Raw genomic sequence first — 18,501 nt, 5'->3', positions numbered from 1 at the left:
GTCCCTGTCGTCCCTAAAGCGTCTTGTAATCAGCCCTTAACTGCCCTTTTTCGCCTGGTCCAGCGGGTAAAAGGTGTAGCTGAGGGTTATCTCTTCGATATCCTTGGTATCCGGATCGGTCAGGATCGCGGGATCCACGTAATAGATCACCGGCATCCGGACCTTTTCGCCTGGCTGCAGGGTCTGCTCGGTAAAGCAGAAGCACTGCACCTTGGCGAAATAGCGCCCTGCCTGCACCGGGGTGACGTTGAACGTCGCGGTGCCGGTGACGGGCTTGCTTGACAGATTCTCTGCCACGAACGCGGCCATGTCGCGCGCGCCGATGGTGATCTTCTCGGTCGGATTTTCCGGCTTGAAGCGCCACGGCAGTGCCGACGACACGTTCGAATCGAACCGGACGGTGATCTGCTTGTCGGTCACCGCGATCGCCGAGGCGGTCGCCTCGCTGACCTTCATCGTGGTGCCGCCAAAGCCGGTCGCCTCGCAAAAGATGCGATACAGCGGCACGGCGGCATAGCCCAGAGCCAGCATGCCCAGCGCAAAGCTGAGCGCAATGATTGCGGCGCGCTTGTTGCGGCGAGCGACGTCGTTCGGAATGGTTGCTGCGTTCATCCCCACACCCCGATCTTGACGATGGTGATGACGTAGAACAGCACGCACAGTGCGATCAGGATACCGGCCATGAACAGCGCCCGGCTACGCTGACGTGCCCGAAGCTGCGCCAGCACGGCGGGATCGTTGAAGTCGGGGGCCGAAGACACGGGGGTTGGCTGCTCACTCATACGCCGATCACCGGAACGACGGCACGGTCGACGACCAATGCCGTGAACACCATGAACAGATACACGATCGAATAGGCAAACAGCTGTTTTTCGGGTTTCAGCGTATCGCCCTCGCCTGCCACGCGGAAGCCGACGCGCGCGGCGAGCGCCACGAAGATGCCGGTCAGCACAGCTGCGCTGATGCCATAGGTCGCGCCGGTGAGGCCCAGCGCATAGGGCGCCATGGTGATCGCGAACAGCACGAGCGAATAGCCGAACACCTGGTGACGCGTGGACTTTTCGCCTGCGACATTGGGCATCATCGGAATGCCGACGCGCGCGTAATCCATCTTCACGAACAGCGCGAGCGCCCAGAAGTGCGGCGGCGTCCAGAAGAAGATGATCGAGAACAGCAGGATCGGCAGCATGGTGACATCACCGGTCACCGCCGCCCAGCCAATCACTGGCGGGAACGCCCCTGCCCCGCCACCGATGACGATGTTCTGCGGCGTGTTGGGCTTGAGCCACACGGTGTAGATCACCGCGTAATAGAAGATGGAAAAGGCGAGGATCGCGGCCGACAGCCAGTTGACCGCCAGCCCCATGATCACCACCGAAAAGCCCGACAGCGCCAGACCGAACTGGAGCGCGGCTTCGCGGTCCATGCGACCTGCCGGGATCGGGCGGTTGGCGGTACGCTTCATCAGCGCGTCGAGATCGGACTCGTGATACTGGTTGAGCGCGGCAGCGCCGCCTGCGCCCATCGCGATGCACAGGATCGCGACGAAGCCGATCACCGGATGAATATGACCCGGTGCGGCCAGCAGACCGCACAGTCCGGTGAACACCACCAGACGGATGACGCCCGGTTTGGTGAGCGCCCAGAAATCGCGCCAGTGCGCGGGCATGATGACACCCGGCTGGCCGGCCAGCGCGGCTGGCTGGGCATTCATCTGCGGAACGGCTTCGGTCATGGTCTTGTCGTTACCCATATGGCAAACCCCTCTCGAAAGCCGGGAGGGGTGCCGGGGCCGGATGGGACAATTCCCGATCCGGCCCTGTCAGATGTGCAACGCTGCTGCGATCACTTGATGACGGGCAGCGTTTCGAACTGGTGGAACGGCGGCGGGCTGGACAGGGTCCACTCCAGCGTCGTTGCACCCTCGCCCCAGTAGTTGCCTTCGGCACGACGTCCGGCAACCAGCGCATAGGCGATGTTGATGAAGAAGATCAGCATGCCGGCAGCCATGATGGCATAACCCAGCGAGGCGATCTCGTTCCAGTAGGCGAACGCTTCAGGATAATCGGGATAGCGACGCGGCATGCCCTGACGGCCCAGGAAGTGCATCGGGAAGAACAGGATGTTCACGCCGACGAAGAACACCCAGAAGTGCAGGTGGCCGAGCAGTTCGCTGTAGTGGCGGCCGCTCATCTTCGGGAACCAGTAATAGAAACCGGCGAAGATCGAGAACACCGCACCCAGCGAGAGCACGTAGTGGAAGTGCGCGACGACGTAATAGGTGTCGTGCATGTTGTCGTCGACGCCGCCATTGGCGAGGACAACACCGGTCACGCCACCCACGGTGAACATGAAGATGAAGCCAAGCGCCCAGATCATCGGCGTCTTGAAGGTGAGCGATCCGCCCCACATCGTTGCGATCCACGAGAAGATCTTGATGCCGGTGGGCACCGCGATGACCATGGTGGCTGCAGTGAAGTACATCTTCATGTTCACCGACAGACCGACGGTGAACATGTGGTGCGCCCACACCACGAAGCCAACGACGCCGATGGCGACCATGGCATAAGCCATGCCGAGATAGCCGAACACCGGCTTCTTCGAGAAGGTTGCAATGATGTGGCTGATCATGCCGAAACCGGGCAGGATCATGATGTACACTTCGGGGTGACCGAAGAACCAGAACAGGTGCTGGTACAGAACCGGGTCACCACCGCCAGCGGCGTTGAAGAAGGCCGAGCCGAAGTTGCGGTCGGTCAGCAGCATGGTGATGGCAGCGGCCAGAACCGGCAGCGAGAGCAGCAGCAGGAATGCGGTGACCAGCATCGACCACACGAACAGCGGCATCTTGTTGAGCGTCATGCCCGGAGCGCGCATGTTGAAAATGGTGGTGATGAAGTTGATCGCACCCAGGATCGACGAGGCACCGGCAAGGTGCAGCGACAGGATGGCAAGGTCGACGGCGGGTCCGACCGAACCGCTGGTCGACAGCGGAGCATAGACCGTCCAGCCGGTACCGGCACCCAGGCCCGAACCGCCGGGCACGAAGGTCGAGCCGAGCAGCAGGGCAAAGGCAGGAACCAGCAGCCAGAACGAGATGTTGTTCATCCGCGGGAAGGCCATGTCGGGTGCGCCGATCATGATCGGAACGAACCAGTTGCCGAAGCCGCCAACCATCGCGGGCATGACCATGAAGAACACCATGATCAGGCCGTGCGCGGTGATCAGCACGTTCCACATGTGATAGGCCTGATCGAGCGTGGCTTCGCTGCCCTGCATCATCGTGGCCCAGCCCTGCAGATACTGCACGCCGGGTTCGGCGAGCTCCATCCGCATCAGGCCGGAAATGGCACCGCCGATGATCCCCGCGAAGATCGCGAAGATCAGGTACAGCGTACCGATGTCCTTGTGGTTGGTCGACATGAACCAGCGCTGGAAAAACGCAGGCTTGTGGTCGTCATGTGCATGATCATGGTCATGCAGATCGGCCGGATTGGCAGCAATCGTGGTCATGGTCTTGCCCTGTCCTTACTGAGCGGCTGCAGGAGCGGCGGCGGCTGCGGCCGCGCCTTCTGCTGCGGGAGTGGTGGTGGCGGCTGCCGGAACAGCAGCAGGAGCGGCGGCGGCGACTTCGTCACCCTTGACGGTGCCGCCCTGCGAACGGACCCATGCGTCGAACTTGGCACGGGGCAGAGCCTCGACCGCGATCGGCATGAAGCCATGACGCGCGCCGCACAGCTCGGAGCACTGGCCGTAATACACGCCAGGCTCCTTGATGATCAGCATCTTCTCGTTCGAACGGCCTGGAACGGCGTCCATCTTGAACCAGAGCGAAGGCACCGAGAAGCTGTGGATCACGTCCGATGCGGTGGTGATGATGCGGATCGGCTCACCGGCGGGAACGACCATGCGGTTGTCCACGGCCAGTTGGAAGGGCTCGCCGCTCTTTATGGCGTCTTCCTCGGTCAGCATGTTCGACACGACTTCGAAGTCGCCATTATCGGGATAGGTGTAGCCCCAGTACCACTGGTAGCCGGTCACCTTCACAGTCACGGCAGACGCCGGCGCCGGCTTGTACTGCTTGGCGAGCAGATCGATCGACGGAACGGCAACGCCAACCAGGATGAGAACCGGAACCAGCGTCCAGATCACCTCGATGGTGGTGTTGTGCGTCACCCGCGACGGATTGGGGTTCGCAGCGGCGCGATAGCGGAACACCACCCAGAAGAGCAGCGCCAGCACCAGCAACGAGATGGCGACGATGATCGGCAGCAGCACCGAGGTGTCGAGCCAGTGCGCGTATTCGCCAAGTTCCGAATACTGCTTCTGGAAATCGATGCCCTTGTCGACGGGCATGCCCTTGCCCGCAGTAGGCGCCATCGGCGTGTAGCTCGAATCGAGCGCCGAGGCAGCTGCATCAGCAGGCGCAGCATCCGCTGCCGGCGCGTCAGTGGCCGGAGCGACTTGCGTGCTGGGGGTCGGAGCCGTCACCGGCGGAGCGGGCGGCGTTTGGGCCAGCGCCAGCGGCGCGGTAACGAGAACAAGGGCTGCGAAACCGATCGATTTCGTCCAAGATGCGAACGCCATTCGTAGAATGTCCCTGTATAGGCAGGGCATCCGTCCACGTCCCGTAGTGCCGGATCACTGCCGTGTTTGCGTCATAGCTAAGCGTGCCTATACGCAGGCTTGCCGCCAGTCTCAAGCCAATCTAGGGATATTTTTTAAGCGCACGTTCAGCCGGCTACGGCGCGAACGGCATGGACGTTACGTAAAGGGCATATCGTGATGCAGGATGATGAGATTCTGGCCGAATTCCGCGCCAGCCAGGCACTGCTAGAAGGACATTTCATCCTGTCCTCGGGGCTGCACAGCGCCCATTATCTGCAATGCGCGCGCGTGCTGATGGATCCGATGCGCGCCTCGCGCCTCGCCAGCGCGCTGGCCGCGCGCATGCCGCGCGATGTTCGCAGCCAGATCGACCTTGTGATCTCGCCCGCCATGGGCGGCCTTATCATAGGGCATGAGATGGGCCGAGCGCTCGGCGTCGAGGCGATGTTCGTCGAACGCCCGACCGGCACGTTCGAATTGCGCCGCGGCTTTGCCATCAAGCCGGGACAGAAAGTGCTGCTGATGGAAGACGTCGTCACCACCGGGCTTTCGTCGCGCGAGGCGATCGTGGCGGTGAACGCAGCCGGCGGCAACGTGATCGCAGCCGGCGCACTGGTCGATCGCTCCGGCGGAGAAGCCTCGCTAGGTGTGCCGTTTTTCCCCCTGATTTCGCTCAATTTCCCAAGCTATCCCGCCGATGCCCTGCCCCCGGAACTCGCCGCCACACCCGGCGTGAAACCCGGCAGCCGCAAGGAACCGGAAGCCGCGTGATGCATGCGTTCATCGCCCCTCTGGCAGCGATGATGCTGGGTGCAGGCGCGCCTCCGCCGGCATTCGATGCCGATTCCGTTACAGCCGCGCTTGATGTGGCCAAGGCTCCCGGCACCGTCCTGATCGCGCGCGGCGATACCATCGTCTACGAGCGCGCCTTCGGGCTGATCGACCCGGCGGGCATGGCCGAACACCAACTGGGACAGACCTGGCGCTGGGCATCGGTGACCAAACAGGTGACGGCAACCATCGCCATGCAGGAGGTCGCAGCCGGGCGGCTCGATCTTGACGTCCCCATCAACACCTACCTTCCCGACAGCAAGGCCCCGTTCGCAGGCACCATCACCGCGCGAATGCTGATGCAGCACGTGTCGGGGCTGCCGCGCACCGAAGAGGGGCCGATCGGCAGGGACGAATGGCCGACCTTCTACATGGTCGATCGCGCCAGTCCCGAAACCGGGCGCACCTGGTGCGAAGGGCCAACCACGCGGACACCGCCGGCCCAGTTCTTTTACGGGGACTGCGATTTCATCCTGATGGCTGCCGTAATCGAGGCCACCAGCGGCAAGTCTTATGAAGCGCTGATAACCGAGCGCATCGCGCAGCCGCTGGGCCTTGCCAGCGTGGGCCTGTTCCCGCGGGCCGAACCGACGGTGGCGGGCTATGCCGAAGGCAAGCCGGAGACATCGGCGTTCCGACTCGATAACTTCGGCGGAGCTGGCGCTCTCTATGGCACGACGCGCGATCTGCTCGCCTTTGATCGCGCGCTGATGACCGGCAAGCTTATCCCCGAAGCCCAGCGTGCGCAGATGTGGGACGGCAAGCCCCAATACGGCTATGCCGCGCTCGGCCAATGGTCGTTCAGCGTACCTTTGAAGGATTGCGGTGACACCCCGGTGCGCATTGTCGAGCGGCGCGGCTTCATTGGCGGCGTGGTGCTGCGCAACATCATCTTGCCCGATCTGGACATGGTGATCATCATGACATCGAACCGCGCCGAGGCCGAAGCGGCCTATGGCGAAATCTGGCAGCAGGCCGGCATCACCCATGATGTGATGCGCGCCGCCGTGTGCGCCACTGGAGCTCCCTTATGACCCCTCACCTGCGCCTTGGCGTCAATATCGATCATGTCGCCACCATCCGCAACGCGCGCGGCGGCGATCATCCCGATCCGATGCGCGCGGTGCGCATCGTGCAGGCTGCGGGCGGCGACGGCATTACCGTACATCTGCGCGAAGACCGGCGGCATATCCGCGACAGCGATCTCGACACGATCATGGCGGGCGCGACCTTGCCGATCAATCTGGAGATGGCCGCGACCGACGAGATGCTCGAGATTGCGCTGCGCCACAAACCGCATGCCGCGTGCATCGTGCCCGAAAAGCGCGAGGAACGCACCACCGAGGGCGGGCTCGATGCCGCGGGGATGCACAACACGCTGGCGCCGATGGTCGCTCGCCTTGCTGATGCGGGCATCCGGGTGAGCCTGTTCATCGAGCCCGAGGCGCGGCAGATCGAAGCCGCGATGCAGCTGGCAGCGCCCGTGGTCGAGCTGCACACCGGCCGCTATGCGCATCTGCGGCTGGACGAGGATGCCGCCGGGATCCAGGTGGAGCTGAAGCGAATCGCCGATGCCGCTGCACTGTGCGCCAAGAACGGCATCGAACCGCACGCGGGCCACGGCCTCACCTTCGACAACGTCCAGCCGATCGCCGCGATTCCGCAGCTCGCCGAGCTGAACATCGGCCACTACCTGATCGGCGAGGCGATTTTCGATGGCCTGGAAGCCTCCATCCGTCGCATGCGCCAGCTGATGGACGAGGCGCGATGACCGTTGCAACCCTGGAGGCACGCACTCCCCTTCCCTCTCCCTTCACGGGAGAGGGAGCGAGACTTGGCAGCTTGCTGCCTAGTCGCAGCGGGAGAGGGCTGATGCGCTATGCCGTCCCCCTCTCCAGGAGTTGCCAGGCAGCAAGCTGCCAGGCCAACTCCGTCCTCCCCCGCAAGGGGGGAGGAGAATTGGCATGATCATCGGGCTGGGCTCTGACCTGTGCAATATCGAGCGGATCCAGAAGTCGCTCGACCGGTTCGGCGCGCGGTTCGAGCAACGCGTGTTCACCGAAGTCGAGCAGGCCAAGGCCGCCCGCCGCCCGTTCACCAAGGCGGGCACGCTCGCCAAGCGATTTGCCGCCAAGGAAGCTTTTTCGAAGGCGGTGGGAACCGGGTTCAAGGCAGGCGTGTTCATGAAGGACATCGGCGTCGTCAATGCCCCCTCCGGCGCGCCGACACTGCATCTGACCGGGGGCGCGAAGGCACGGCTCGACAGCATGATTCCCGCAGGTCACCGCGCCGTCATTCATCTCACGCTCACCGACGATCATCCATGGGCGCAGGCGTTTGTCATCATCGAGGCGCGACCGCTTGACTGACACGCCCCCTCCCCGTCCTGACCCGAAAGACAGCAGCATGGCCCCTGAAGCTTCCAACGTCGCCGGAGAGCCAGAAAGCCCGCGCGTCACCCCTGCGTCGGACACCGAAAAGCCGGTCAACTGGTTCGAGGAAATCCGCGGTCTCGCCCTGCTGCTGCTGGCGGTGCTGGCGTTCCACTCGCTGGTCGCCAAGCCCTTCTACATCCCCACCATGTCGATGATGCCCAACCTGCTGGTCGGCGACCGGCTGGTGGTGAGCAAATATCCCTATGGCTGGTCGTGGGTCTCGGTCTCGTTCCACCTGTTGCCGCCCATGAAGGGCCGCATCATGGGATCGACGCCCGAATATGGCGATATCGTCATCGCCACGCCCCCTGGCGCGAACAGCGACTATATCAAGCGCGTGATCGGCCGCCCCGGCGATACCATCGAAGTGCGATCGGGCCGGGTGATCCTGAATGGCGAAGAAATCTCGCGCTCGGTGCAGCCCAACCTGCTGCTGCCGGTCGACCTCAATTCGCCCTGCAACGCCAGCGATTTTCCGATGCTCAAGATGCGCGGCGCGGACGGCAAATTCTATTGCGAACTGCCGATCATCCGCGAAACCCTGCCCAATGGCGTGTCGTACAACACCATCGATCTTGGACCCGATTATCCACTCGACAATTACGGCCCCTACAAGGTGCCTGCAGGCCATGTCTTCCTGATGGGCGACAACCGCGACCGCAGCGCCGATAGTCGCGCGAGCCTGGATGAACTGGGCCTGGGTGGCGCGGTGCCGTTGGAGAATATCGGCGGTCGCGCCGAGATCGTCACCTTCTCGCTCGACGGCAATACCAACTGGAACCCGGTGAGCTGGTGGCAATCGCTGCGCGGGGACCGGGCAGGCGCGTCGCTGCGTCCCGACAAGGACTGATGACCGCGCCCCCCGCTACAGCTGCGCGCGGGCCGCAACACCGCCTGCCCTCTTCCCTTTGCCGCATCACACGTTAAGGACGCTCACGGTGGAATGATCTGTAAGGGACGGTTAAATGGGTGAAACGCTGAACATCGCGCTGGTCGGGCTGGGTACCGTGGGCGCGGGCGTAATCCGGCTGCTGGAAGAGAATGCGGCGCTGATCGCCCGGCGTGCGGGCAAGCCGATCCGCGTCGCTGCCGTCACCGCGCGCGATCGTTCCAAGGATCGCGGCGTCGACCTTTCCTCCTATGAATGGGTCGACGACATGGGCGAGTTCGCCACGCGCGCCGACATCGACGTCGTTGTCGAGCTGATCGGCGGCGCCGATGGTCCGGCGCTCACGCTGGCGAAGGAAAGCATCGCCGGCGGCAAGGCGTTCGTCACCGCCAACAAGGCGATGGTCGCGCATCACGGCCTCGATCTGGCGCAGCGCGCCGAGACGGCCGGGCTGGCGTTCAAGTACGAGGCGGCGGTCGCAGGCGGAATCCCGGTCATCAAGGGCCTGCGCGAAGGCGCGGCCGCCAACCGGCTGAGCCGCGTTTACGGCATCCTCAACGGCACCTGCAATTTCATCCTCTCGGCCATGGAAAAGACCGGGCAGGATTTTGCCGAAGTGCTCGCCGAAGCGCAGGCGCGCGGCTTTGCCGAGGCCGACCCCAGCTTTGATATCGATGGCGTCGATGCCGCGCACAAGCTGTCGATTCTCGCCGCGCTCGCCTTTGGCACCGAGCTCGATTTCGAAGGGATCGAGCGCAGCGGCATCCGCAAGATTCTGTCCGCCGATATCGCGCAGGCGGCGGCTCTGGGTTATCGCATCCGCCTGATCGGCATGGCCGAGCTCGACGGGCACAATGGCGATGCGCGGCTGTTCCAGCGCGTTCACCCGTTCCTCGTTCCGATGAACCACCCGCTGGCGCATGTCGAGGGATCGACCAATGCGGTCGTGGCCGAAGGCAATTTCTCGGGGCGGCTGCTGTTCCAGGGCGCAGGCGCAGGCGATGGCCCGACCGCCAGCGCCGTGGTCGCCGACCTCATCGACATTGCACGCGGCGAAATCGGCCCTGCGTTCTCGATGCCGGTGCGCGAGCTCGACAAGGTGGGCCGCGCCGAAACCGGTCACCGCACCGGCAAATGCTATCTGCGCTTCGAGGTGGCCGACCGCCCCGGCGTGCTGGCCGAGATCACCGCCGCGATGCGCGATAGCGGGGTCTCGATCGAAAGCCTGATCCAGAAGGGCCGCAGCCCCAATGGCAGCGTGCTCGTCGCGATGGTGACGCACGAAGGCCCCGAAAGTGCGGTGGCTGCAACCATTTCCGCGCTGAACGGTTCCCCCAGCTTGCACGCCGACCCCCTCGTCATCCACATTCTGGGAGATTGACCCCATGCCATCCGGCCTTGCCGCCCTTCTGGACGATGTTGCGGCACTGACCCGCCTCGCCGCCGTATCGCTCGATGATATCGGCGCCGCATCGGCCAAGGCCGGGGCCAAGGCCGCAGGCGTGGTGGTCGATGACGCGGCGGTCACCCCGCAATATGTCACCGATTTCAAGCCGGAGCGCGAGCTGCCGGTGATCTGGCGGATCGCCAAGGGGTCGCTGTTCAACAAGTTCGTCATCCTGCTGCCCATCGGGCTGCTGCTGAGCGCCTTCCTGCCGTGGCTGATCACCCCGATCCTGATGATGGGCGGGCTCTATCTGTGCTTCGAAGGCGCGGAGAAGGTGATTCACAAGCTTGGCCACCAGCAGGAAGTGGCCGAAGACGTGGCGCAGGTTCAGGACATGTTCGCGCTGGAAAACGACCGGGTCAGCGGCGCGGTGCGCACCGACCTCATTCTCTCGGCAGAGATCATGGCGATTGCGCTGTCGGAAGTCGCCGAACGCCCCATCATGATCCAGGCGGCGGTGCTGGCGGTGGTCGGACTGCTGATCACGATCGCCGTCTATGGCGCGGTTGCGCTGATCGTGAAGATGGACGATTTCGGACTGCACCTTGCCCAGAAAAAATCAGCTGCAGCGCAGGGCTTTGGCCGCGGTCTGGTGAAAGCCATGCCCATCGTCATGTCGGCGCTGGCGATCATCGGCACGGCGGCGATGATCTGGGTGGGCGGGCAGATCATCATCCACGGGCTCGCAGTGTTCGGCATCGCCGGGCCCGAGCATGTCATCCACGATATCGCGGTGGCAGCGGGTAATGCCGTACCGGCTGTGGGCGGACTGGTTGAATGGCTGGTAGGCGCGCTGGGCGCGGGCATCGTGGGCATCATCCTGGGCGGCATCATCGCGTTCGCACTCAAGGCGCTGCCCAGCAAGGCGCATTGATCGGCCCGTGCCACCAGAGCGCTTTGCTCAGTCCAACGGACGGGCCCGCGCATAGACATTGACCGGGTGATCAGCATGCTCGCCCTGCCCGATCTGGAAAAACCCCAGTTTCGCCGCGACATGTTCTGACGCGCCATGCCCCGGATCGATGATGCAGCGCACCACCGGCGCGTGCAGCACCGTGTCGCTCCAGCGCAGCACCGCCTGCATCGCCTCGGTCACCAGCCCCTGGCCCCAGTGATCCGGGGCCAGCGCCCAACCGGCTTCGGGCAGGCCTTCCAGATACGGCAGGCCGCGCTCGAAATTGGCAAGGCCGCCGACGCCGATCAACGCATCGGTATGACGGTCAGCGAACAGCCAGTAGCCATAGCCGCACAGCGCCCACAGCCCGTGCATGCCGATGAAGCGCGTCCAGCTTTCGTTGCGGGTGCGCGGTGTGCCGCCGATGAAGGCGGTGACGCGCTCATCCGCCCACATCGCGGCATAAGCCTCGAAATCGCCAATCACCGGCGCGCGCAGGCGGAGGCGTTCGGTCTCGATGATGGGAATGGTGTTCACTGGGCCCCCTCGTTGTCCTTTGCACCGTTCGGGTCGCGCTTGGCGTCCTGCTGGCGCCTGAGCTCTGCCGCCTCGGCTTCGCGCGCCTTTTTCAGATAGTCCTCATCGACCTCGGGCAGTTTGGAATAGTCGATGAAATAGGCCGGCGGTGGCGGACAGGGCGGGACGATGCAGCCCAGCCCCATGGTCGCCTTGCCCTTGAAGATGCCGTCGCCCGCCACATCGGGCGCAGGCGGTGGTCCGCCGGTGGCCAGCCTGCCTTCGGTATCGGCAGGCACGCGAAACTTGGCATTGGGATCGGTCTCGCCGCACACGACGATATCCTGGCCCGCAGCGCTGGGCTGGCAGCGCTTGGCGCGCTCCTCCTTGCCGGTCCACTCATCCGCCTTGCGAATCAGCTGCTTTACCTTAGCGTCAACCGGATCGGGTTCGCGCTGCTCGGGATCGGGCAGGCGCGTGTCGTCCTGTGCATCCTGAGCCATTGCTGCAGGCGACAAAAGTCCCGAAATGGCGAGCGCGATGGCCACCAACAGCATTCTCGACAATGCAATAATGCTCCCTTATGGACCGGGCTCAATGCACCTGGCCTGGAACGCAACGGGTGCCCCACAAAAGAAGGATGACCCGCCTGCCATGTCCAGCGCAAGCCTGAAAGCGACCACCAGCTCACAAACCCCGCAACTGGACCGTGTCCTGGTGCTCGAAATGGTCCGCGTGACCGAGGCAGCCGCGATTGCCGCAGCGAACCTCATCGGCCGAGGCGATGAAAAGGCGGCGGATGCTGCGGCGGTGGAAGCGATGCGCGCCGCGCTCAACGGGCTCGATATCGACGGCACCGTGGTGATCGGCGAAGGCGAGCGCGACGAAGCCCCGATGCTCTACATCGGCGAAAAGGTGGGCCTGGGCAACGAAGGCGCACCGCGCATCGACATCGCGCTCGATCCGCTGGAAGGCACGACCATCACCGCCAAGGCCGGCCCCAACGCGCTGGCCGTGCTGGCGATTGCCGAAAACGGCTGCCTGCTCAACGCGCCCGACGTGTACATGGACAAGATCGCGGTCGGCCCCGGCTATCCCGAAGGCGTGATCGACCTCAACAAGACGCCGACTGAAAACGTCAAGGCAGTTGCCGCCGCCAAGGGCGTCAAGCCCGGCGAGATCATCGTGTGCGTGCTCGACCGTCCTCGCCATGCCGAGATGATCGAAGAACTGCGCGGCCTGGGCTGCGGCATCATGCTGATCCCCGATGGCGACGTTGCGGGCGTCATCGCCACCACCAACCCCGATACCACGATCGACCTGTACATGGGTTCGGGCGGCGCGCCGGAAGGCGTGCTGGCCGCAGCCGCGCTGCGCTGCGTCGGAGGCCAGTTCAAGGGCCGCCTGCTGTTCCGCAACGATGATGAACGCGCCCGCGCGCGCAAATGGGGCATCGAAGACCTCAATGCGGTCTACGACCTCACCGATCTGGCCAAGGGCGACTGCATCTTCGCTGCAACCGGCGTCACCGACGGTTCGCTGCTGCAGGGCGTCAAGCGTCGCCGCGACGGCATCATGACCACCGAAACCGTGGTGATGCGCTCCTCCAGCGGCACCGTGCGCTGGGTCAAGGGCGAGCACCGCATCGCCAACTGATCGTCACATCGGGGGCGGTCGGCCATCGGCCGCCCCACGATACCGCGCGGCGATGAGCCTAGGGAAATTCGGACATGGCCTTTTCGATCAACGACTTTGATTTGGGACGGTTCGTTGCTGCCACGCTGGCAGAAGACCTGGGGCCAGACGGTCGCGATGTGACCTCGCTCAGCGTGATCCCCGAAGACGCGCGCTTTACCGGCGTGATGGACGCGCGGCACGATATCGTCGTTGCGGGACTGCCGATCGCAGAGGCGTTTTTTCGCGCGCTCGACGCTGATTGCACCGTCGAACTGCTGGTCGGCGAAGGCGAAGCGGTTCGCGGCGGCACCGACATCCTTTCGGTATCTGGCAAGGCGCGCGCGCTGCTGACGGCAGAGCGATCGGCGCTCAACACCGTGCAGCACCTGAGCGGCATCGCCAGCCTGACGCGGCTGTATGTCGATGCCATCGCGGGCACCGGCGCGGTGCTGCTCGATACCCGCAAGACCATCCCCGGCCTTCGCCTGCTGGAGAAATACGCGACCCGCATGGGCGGCGCGAAGAACCACCGCATGGGCCTGTGGGATGCCGCCATGATCAAGGACAACCATGTCGCGGTGGCGGGCGATATCGGCGAGGCGGTGCGCCGTGCGGTCGCCGCCGGGATCGCGCAGATCATCGTCGAGGTCGATCATGTCGAACAGATCGAACCTGCGCTGGCCGCGGGCGCCACGCATCTGCTGCTCGACAACATGGGTCCGGCGACGCTGCGCGGGGCGGTGACCCTGGTGGGGGGCCGCGTGCCATGCGAGGCCTCGGGCGGCGTCACGCTCGAGACGATCCGCGCGATTGCCGAAAGCGGCGTCGATTATGTGTCGGTCGGTCGTATCACCCAGTCCGCGCCCGCTGCCGATATCGGGCTCGATTTCAAGGCAGCGTGATGCGCTGGCCTGCTGCGCTGATTGCGGTGGCCGTTGTGGCGATGGCCAGTCCCGCACCGCTGATGGCGCAGGCGTATCAATGCCGCATGCCCGAAAAGCTCTCGCCCCTGCCCGCGCCGAAGCGGTCGCGTTCGGACGTCCGCCGGGTGCTGCCGGTTGCAGGCTATACGCTGGCGCTGAGCTGGTCGCCCGAATATTGCCGCGGGCGCGAAAGCCAGGCGAGCGAGGTCCTGCAGTGCAGCCGCGACCATGGCGAGTTCGGCTTCGTGCTGCACGGCCTGTGGCCCGAAGGCAAGACCTCCACCTACCCGCAATATTGCGCCAGCCGGCCCTCGCCGGTGCCCCTCTCGGTCGTTCGCCAGAGCCTGTGCGTCATGCCATCGCAGCGGCTGATCCAGCACCAGTGGGACAAGCACGGCAGCTGCATGGCGCGTGACCCGGCACAGTATTTCCAGACCGCAACAAGGCTTTACCGCGCAATACGACTACCAGATCTTGAACGCATGTCGCGCCGGGAGCTGACGTTCGGCATGGTGAGGCGCGAGATCGCGCGCGCCAATCCCGGCATGACGCCGCAGGCGATTGCCATCCGCTCCAATGGCCGGGGCTGGCTGCAGGAGGTGCGGATCTGCCTGGGGCTGGACTATCGCCCGCGCGCCTGTCCGGCGCATGTCCGCCAGCCGCGCGGTGACACGCCGCTGCGCATCTGGCGCGGGCTGTAGCCAGACCGCGCCGGCGCCGCGCCTAGCGGACCAGCACCTCGTCGGCCTGCAGCGCTTTCTGCCCCCAGACCAGCACGAAAATGCAAAGGCCGATGATGATCGCGAACGATTCGAACGGGGCGATATTGTAGAGCCACACACCGATCGCGGGTGCGACGATATAGGCCGCGCCGTTGACCGATGCGACGATGCCCGCCACCTGGCCCTGCTCGGCGCGCGTGACCGCCAGCGATGATCCGGCGGTAAAGCCCGGGCGGAACAGCCCGAAGCCCAAAGATGCCAGCGCAAAGCCCACGGTGATGGCGTTGAGGCTGTCCGAAAAGGCCACCATCGTGCACCCCAAGGCGCCCAGAGCCATGCCCCAGAGCGTCGAGGTTCGCGGCCCCATCTTGAGATACGGGATCAGCCCCCATTGCGCGAGCAGGGTGGCAAATGCGCCCGACATCAGCACGATCCCCGTTGGTCCAGCGGCGAGCTCCGGCGTGGCGCGCAGATCGAGCCGGTCGAGCAGCATGAAGCCGACCAGCCCCAGGATCATCGCATTGGCATGGCCACCGACGAGCCCGGCGATCAACCAGGGGCGCAGCCGGGCATCACGCCACGACAGGCGGGCGGCCATGGGCTGGCTGGTTTGGGGCTCCTCGTCATGCTCATCGGCGTTATAGACCTCGCCCGCTGCGCCCGAACTCATCGGCTCGGACATCAGCCGCCCGCGCACGGCATAGCTTGGCGTATCATCGGGCAGGCGGATCTTCAGCGTGACCATGACCAACAGGCCAAAGGCGGCAAAGACGAAGAACGGACTGGGCAGCCCCAGGAACGGCAGGATGATCAGCGGGGCGAGCGCCGGGCCGATCACGGTGCCCAGGCCAAAGGACGAAGAGATCATCGACAGCGCCTGCGTGCGCTCCGCGCGGCTGGTGCGCGCGGCGACATAGGCCTGCACCGCAGGCGGACCGGCAGAGCCCAGGCCGCCATACAGGCTGCGGAACAGGGCGAAGATCAGCAGCGTCCAGACGGCAGACAGATAGCCGTGCAACCCCGCCATCAGCGTGAGCCCGCACAGCGCAAACGACGAGATGAAGCCCAGCAGCCCCAGGTTCATCAGCGCCTTGCGGCCGCGCTTGTCGGACAGGCGCGCCCAGCGCGGCGCGAACACCATCCACAGCAAAGCCGACCAGCTATAGGCCAGGCTGACCCAGAAATCGGCAACGCCCAGCCGCGTGCCGATGGCCGGCATCACCGATTGCATCGCGGTGTTGCCCGCAGCCGTCACCAGCATGACCATGAACAGCAGCGCCATCCGGTCGGTGGGCAGCTTCTGCCCGCCATCGGTGTCGATGCCGCCAGCGCTCTGCGAGGGGTCTGTCGTGCTCATGGCCAGGCATATCCTCGCTCGATCCGGGCGACATGCAGTGTGTAGCGGTCGTACCACCGATCCCGGCCCGCCTCGCGCGCGGCGCGATGTTCGGGATTGTCGCGCCAGGCGCGCGCACTGGCATCGTCGGACCAGTAGCTCACCGTGATGCCGAACCCGTCGGCACCCCCGGCATGGTCCATGCCCAGAAAGCCCGGCTGGCGCGCAGCCAGCGCATCCATCGCCGCTGCCATTTCGGCATAGCCGGATGCATCCCGACCGCTGTGCTGCGCGGCGAAGATGACGGCGATGGCACCGTTGGCGTGAATGCGGGAATCTGCTGTCGCTTGCATGTCCGCTGCTCTAGGCGCTAGCGGCGATGTTGCAAAGTACTGCTATGCAACACTGACACACATCATTGCTTTGCCTGGCCCAATCTGCAATTGTGAACGCTAGGTTACAGCCAATTCGAGAGGTTTTTCATGCATTCCAACGACCTGGCCCAGCTGCCTTTGCGGCAGCGCATCAAGACGCGCGCGGAGCGGACGTTCGGGGCCTGGGGTGTCTTCGTCAAGGGTTTCGTCAAGCATCCACGCATGGTGGGCTCGATCGTTCCCTCGTCGGAACGCACCATTCGCAAGATGCTGGCGCCGGTCGATTGGCAGAGCGTTGAACTGTTCGTGGAGTACGGCCCCGGTGTCGGCACCTTCTGCCGCGCGGTGCTCGATCACCTGCCCCGGACCGCGACCTATATCGCCATCGATACCAACCCGGATTTCATCCGCTATCTGCGCAAGACCGTGCCCGACAGCCGTTTCATCGCGGTGCACGGATCGGCAGCGGACGTCGAATCGATCATCGCCGCGCATGGCTTTGCCCATGCCGATTACGTGCTTTCGGGCCTGCCGCTCTCGACCCTGCCCGATGGCATCGCCGACCAGATTGCCAGCGCCACCTATCGCGCGCTCAAGCCTGGCCGCGCGTTTCTGGTCTATCAGTTCACCAGCTTCACCGCAGGGCTGATGCAGCCGTATTTCGACCGCATCGATCGCGGAATGGAGGCCTGGAACGTGCCGCCGGCGCACCTGTTCTGGGGCTGGAAGTCCAATGCCGATGGCTCGCAGGCACGCGGCCATCATTGACTTTGCGCTGGCCAGCGTCTAAGCGCCGCCTTTCCCTGATATATAGCTTGAGTCTGGAGCCCGTTCATGGCGCGCGTAACCGTTGAAGATTGCATCGACAAGGTCACCAACCGGTTTGACCTGGTACTGCTCGCCGCCCAGCGCGCGCGCGAGATCAGCGGCGGCGCCGAACTGACCATCGACCGCGACCGCGACAAGAACCCGGTCGTCGCCCTGCGCGAAATCGCCGACGAAACCGTGTTCCCCGAAGAACTGCGCGAAAGCCTGACCGTCTCGATGCAGAAGGTCCAGATGGACGACGACGATGCCGCCGACGAAATCGGCTCGCTGAGCCTGTCGGCAGAGGCCCTGCGCCTCACCGCATCGGCGCCCGCGCGTACCAGCAACCTGGGCGGCGATTTCGACGCCTGATTGCTGAGAGCTAGAGTTACAAAAAGCCGCGCGAGCCAGAAGGTTCGCGCGGCTTTTTCATTTGCCCCCTGAACCCACCCCCGCTCAGCCTGAGCCTGTCGAAGGCCCCGCGCCATCCCGCACCACCCCCGCTCAGCCTGAGCCTGTCGAAGGCCCCGCGCCCTCACCAGCGGAATTGCGCAACCCCTTCGAGAGCCTCGAAATCAGCTCCCAATCCCCAGCAATCAGCGCCTCTTTCTTTGCGCGTGACCAACCCTTAATTTGCCGCTCCACCCAGAAGGCGTCTTCGCGCGACGGAAAATCGTCCGACCAGACCAATTCAACAGGACGTCTTGTCGCGGTATATCCCCCGCAGGCACCGCTGCCATGCTGCGACAACCGATGCTCGAGGTCGTCGGTATGCCCGGTATAATAGCTGCCGTTATTGCACCGCAAAAGGTAAGCGTAAAAGGCCATAGTCCAGACTAGCGATAGCGCGGGGCCTTCGACAAGCTCAGGCTGAGCGGGCGGGGTTGGCTTTGGGCATGCCCGGGACAGTAATTGCGGTTCCCAACTAGCCCCCGTCATCAGCACCAGACTCACCACCCCCGCTCATCCTGAGCCGCGGGCTTCAGCCCGCGAAGTCGAAGGACCCGCGCCCACGCTGGCCGTATAGCGGGGCCTTCGACA

The 18,501-nt window shown here is 64.5% G+C and carries 22 protein-coding genes; 12 read left to right on the top strand and 10 right to left on the bottom strand.

The annotated features are described in order from the left end of the window. Positions 1-36: 36 nt before the first annotated feature. From D618_RS0115820 to coxB, 5 genes are all read right to left on the bottom strand, one after another. Positions 37-612, bottom strand: a complete 576-nt coding sequence (locus D618_RS0115820) for a cytochrome c oxidase assembly protein (RefSeq protein WP_017672509.1) — start codon at positions 610-612, stop codon at positions 37-39. Continuing rightward, entirely contained in the window at positions 609-761 is a 153-nt protein-coding gene (locus tag D618_RS19925) for a hypothetical protein (protein WP_193746737.1), read from the bottom strand. The genes D618_RS0115820 and D618_RS19925 overlap by 4 nt, the downstream gene beginning before the upstream one ends. 17 nt (positions 762-778) lie before the next feature. Beyond that, on the bottom strand, positions 779-1,714 hold the full coding sequence (locus D618_RS0115810; RefSeq protein ID WP_051041411.1) for a heme o synthase: 936 nt from the start codon (positions 1,712-1,714) through the stop codon (positions 779-781). 131 nt (positions 1,715-1,845) lie between these two features. Then, positions 1,846-3,513, bottom strand: coding sequence for a cytochrome c oxidase subunit I (gene ctaD, locus D618_RS0115805; RefSeq protein ID WP_017672506.1), 1,668 nt, complete (start codon positions 3,511-3,513; stop codon positions 1,846-1,848). A 15-nt stretch (positions 3,514-3,528) separates the two neighbouring features. After that, positions 3,529-4,587 (bottom strand): cytochrome c oxidase subunit II, encoded by a 1,059-nt coding sequence (gene coxB / locus D618_RS0115800; protein ID WP_017672505.1) that lies wholly within the window; start codon positions 4,585-4,587, stop codon positions 3,529-3,531. Between the two features lie 198 nt (positions 4,588-4,785). On the opposite strand from coxB, the gene pyrE reads away from it, so the two are divergent. The 7 genes from pyrE to D618_RS0115765 all read left to right on the top strand — a co-directional run bounded on the left by pyrE (position 4,786) and on the right by D618_RS0115765 (position 11,084). Beyond that, a complete protein-coding gene (gene pyrE / locus D618_RS0115795; RefSeq protein ID WP_017672504.1) occupies positions 4,786-5,379 on the top strand; it encodes an orotate phosphoribosyltransferase in 594 nt (197 codons plus the stop codon). Beyond that, a complete protein-coding gene (locus D618_RS18680) occupies positions 5,379-6,473 on the top strand; it encodes a serine hydrolase domain-containing protein (RefSeq protein WP_017672503.1) in 1,095 nt (364 codons plus the stop codon). Before pyrE ends, D618_RS18680 begins: the two co-directional genes overlap by 1 nt. Beyond that, positions 6,470-7,210, top strand: a complete 741-nt coding sequence (locus D618_RS0115785; protein ID WP_017672502.1) for a pyridoxine 5'-phosphate synthase — start codon at positions 6,470-6,472, stop codon at positions 7,208-7,210. Before D618_RS18680 ends, D618_RS0115785 begins: the two co-directional genes overlap by 4 nt. A 193-nt stretch (positions 7,211-7,403) precedes the next feature. After that, positions 7,404-7,808, top strand: coding sequence for a holo-ACP synthase (gene acpS, locus D618_RS0115780; protein WP_017672501.1), 405 nt, complete (start codon positions 7,404-7,406; stop codon positions 7,806-7,808). A gap of 37 nt (positions 7,809-7,845) precedes the next feature. Then, positions 7,846-8,724, top strand: coding sequence for a signal peptidase I (gene lepB, locus D618_RS0115775; protein WP_017672500.1), 879 nt, complete (start codon positions 7,846-7,848; stop codon positions 8,722-8,724). Positions 8,725-8,839: 115 nt separating this feature from the next. Then, positions 8,840-10,144, top strand: a complete 1,305-nt coding sequence (locus D618_RS0115770) for a homoserine dehydrogenase (RefSeq protein WP_017672499.1) — start codon at positions 8,840-8,842, stop codon at positions 10,142-10,144. Positions 10,145-10,148: 4 nt separating this feature from the next. Next, on the top strand, positions 10,149-11,084 hold the full coding sequence (locus D618_RS0115765) for a DUF808 domain-containing protein (protein WP_017672498.1): 936 nt from the start codon (positions 10,149-10,151) through the stop codon (positions 11,082-11,084). 27 nt (positions 11,085-11,111) lie between these two features. Here the strand turns inward: D618_RS0115765 and D618_RS0115760 are convergent, their stop codons facing one another. After that, entirely contained in the window at positions 11,112-11,642 is a 531-nt protein-coding gene (locus D618_RS0115760) for a GNAT family N-acetyltransferase (protein ID WP_017672497.1), read from the bottom strand. Next, positions 11,639-12,178: a hypothetical protein gene (locus D618_RS19160; protein WP_152414786.1), complete on the bottom strand. Its 540-nt coding sequence runs from the start codon at positions 12,176-12,178 to the stop codon at positions 11,639-11,641. Before D618_RS19160 ends, D618_RS0115760 begins: the two co-directional genes overlap by 4 nt. 97 nt (positions 12,179-12,275) lie before the next feature. Here D618_RS19160 and glpX point away from each other — a divergent pair, with 97 nt between their 5' ends. From glpX to D618_RS0115740, 3 genes are all read left to right on the top strand, one after another. After that, positions 12,276-13,277 (top strand): class II fructose-bisphosphatase, encoded by a 1,002-nt coding sequence (gene glpX, locus D618_RS0115750; RefSeq protein ID WP_040370955.1) that lies wholly within the window; start codon positions 12,276-12,278, stop codon positions 13,275-13,277. A gap of 74 nt (positions 13,278-13,351) precedes the next feature. Next, positions 13,352-14,200 (top strand): carboxylating nicotinate-nucleotide diphosphorylase, encoded by an 849-nt coding sequence (gene nadC / locus D618_RS0115745; protein WP_017672494.1) that lies wholly within the window; start codon positions 13,352-13,354, stop codon positions 14,198-14,200. Beyond that, positions 14,200-14,922 (top strand): ribonuclease T2, encoded by a 723-nt coding sequence (locus D618_RS0115740; protein WP_017672493.1) that lies wholly within the window; start codon positions 14,200-14,202, stop codon positions 14,920-14,922. Before nadC ends, D618_RS0115740 begins: the two co-directional genes overlap by 1 nt. 22 nt (positions 14,923-14,944) lie before the next feature. Here D618_RS0115740 and D618_RS0115735 read toward each other — a convergent pair whose 3' ends face one another. Continuing rightward, positions 14,945-16,300 carry an MFS transporter gene (locus D618_RS0115735; RefSeq protein ID WP_017672492.1) on the bottom strand — a complete coding sequence of 452 codons (1,356 nt, stop codon included), beginning with the start codon at positions 16,298-16,300 and terminating at the stop codon, positions 14,945-14,947. Then, on the bottom strand, positions 16,297-16,632 hold the full coding sequence (locus D618_RS0115730; protein WP_017672491.1) for an antibiotic biosynthesis monooxygenase: 336 nt from the start codon (positions 16,630-16,632) through the stop codon (positions 16,297-16,299). The genes D618_RS0115735 and D618_RS0115730 overlap by 4 nt, the downstream gene beginning before the upstream one ends. Before the next feature lie 129 nt (positions 16,633-16,761). Between D618_RS0115730 and D618_RS0115725 the strand changes: the two genes are divergently transcribed. Together D618_RS0115725 and rpoZ are read left to right on the top strand one after the other, a co-directional pair. Next, positions 16,762-17,421 carry a methyltransferase domain-containing protein gene (locus D618_RS0115725; RefSeq protein WP_017672490.1) on the top strand — a complete coding sequence of 220 codons (660 nt, stop codon included), beginning with the start codon at positions 16,762-16,764 and terminating at the stop codon, positions 17,419-17,421. Positions 17,422-17,487: 66 nt separating this feature from the next. Continuing rightward, positions 17,488-17,832 carry a DNA-directed RNA polymerase subunit omega gene (gene rpoZ / locus D618_RS0115720; RefSeq protein WP_017672489.1) on the top strand — a complete coding sequence of 115 codons (345 nt, stop codon included), beginning with the start codon at positions 17,488-17,490 and terminating at the stop codon, positions 17,830-17,832. A 132-nt stretch (positions 17,833-17,964) separates the two neighbouring features. Here the strand turns inward: rpoZ and D618_RS19550 are convergent, their stop codons facing one another. Further along, the gene (locus tag D618_RS19550; RefSeq protein WP_081590550.1) at positions 17,965-18,288 is read right to left on the bottom strand and encodes a GIY-YIG nuclease family protein; all 324 of its coding nucleotides are present in this window, start codon (positions 18,286-18,288) and stop codon (positions 17,965-17,967) included. Positions 18,289-18,501: the final 213 nt, after the last annotated feature.

This window comes from Blastomonas sp. AAP53 (assembly GCF_000331245.1).
Classification (GTDB): domain Bacteria; phylum Pseudomonadota; class Alphaproteobacteria; order Sphingomonadales; family Sphingomonadaceae; genus Blastomonas.
This window is presented reverse-complemented; position numbering and strand designations above follow the sequence as displayed.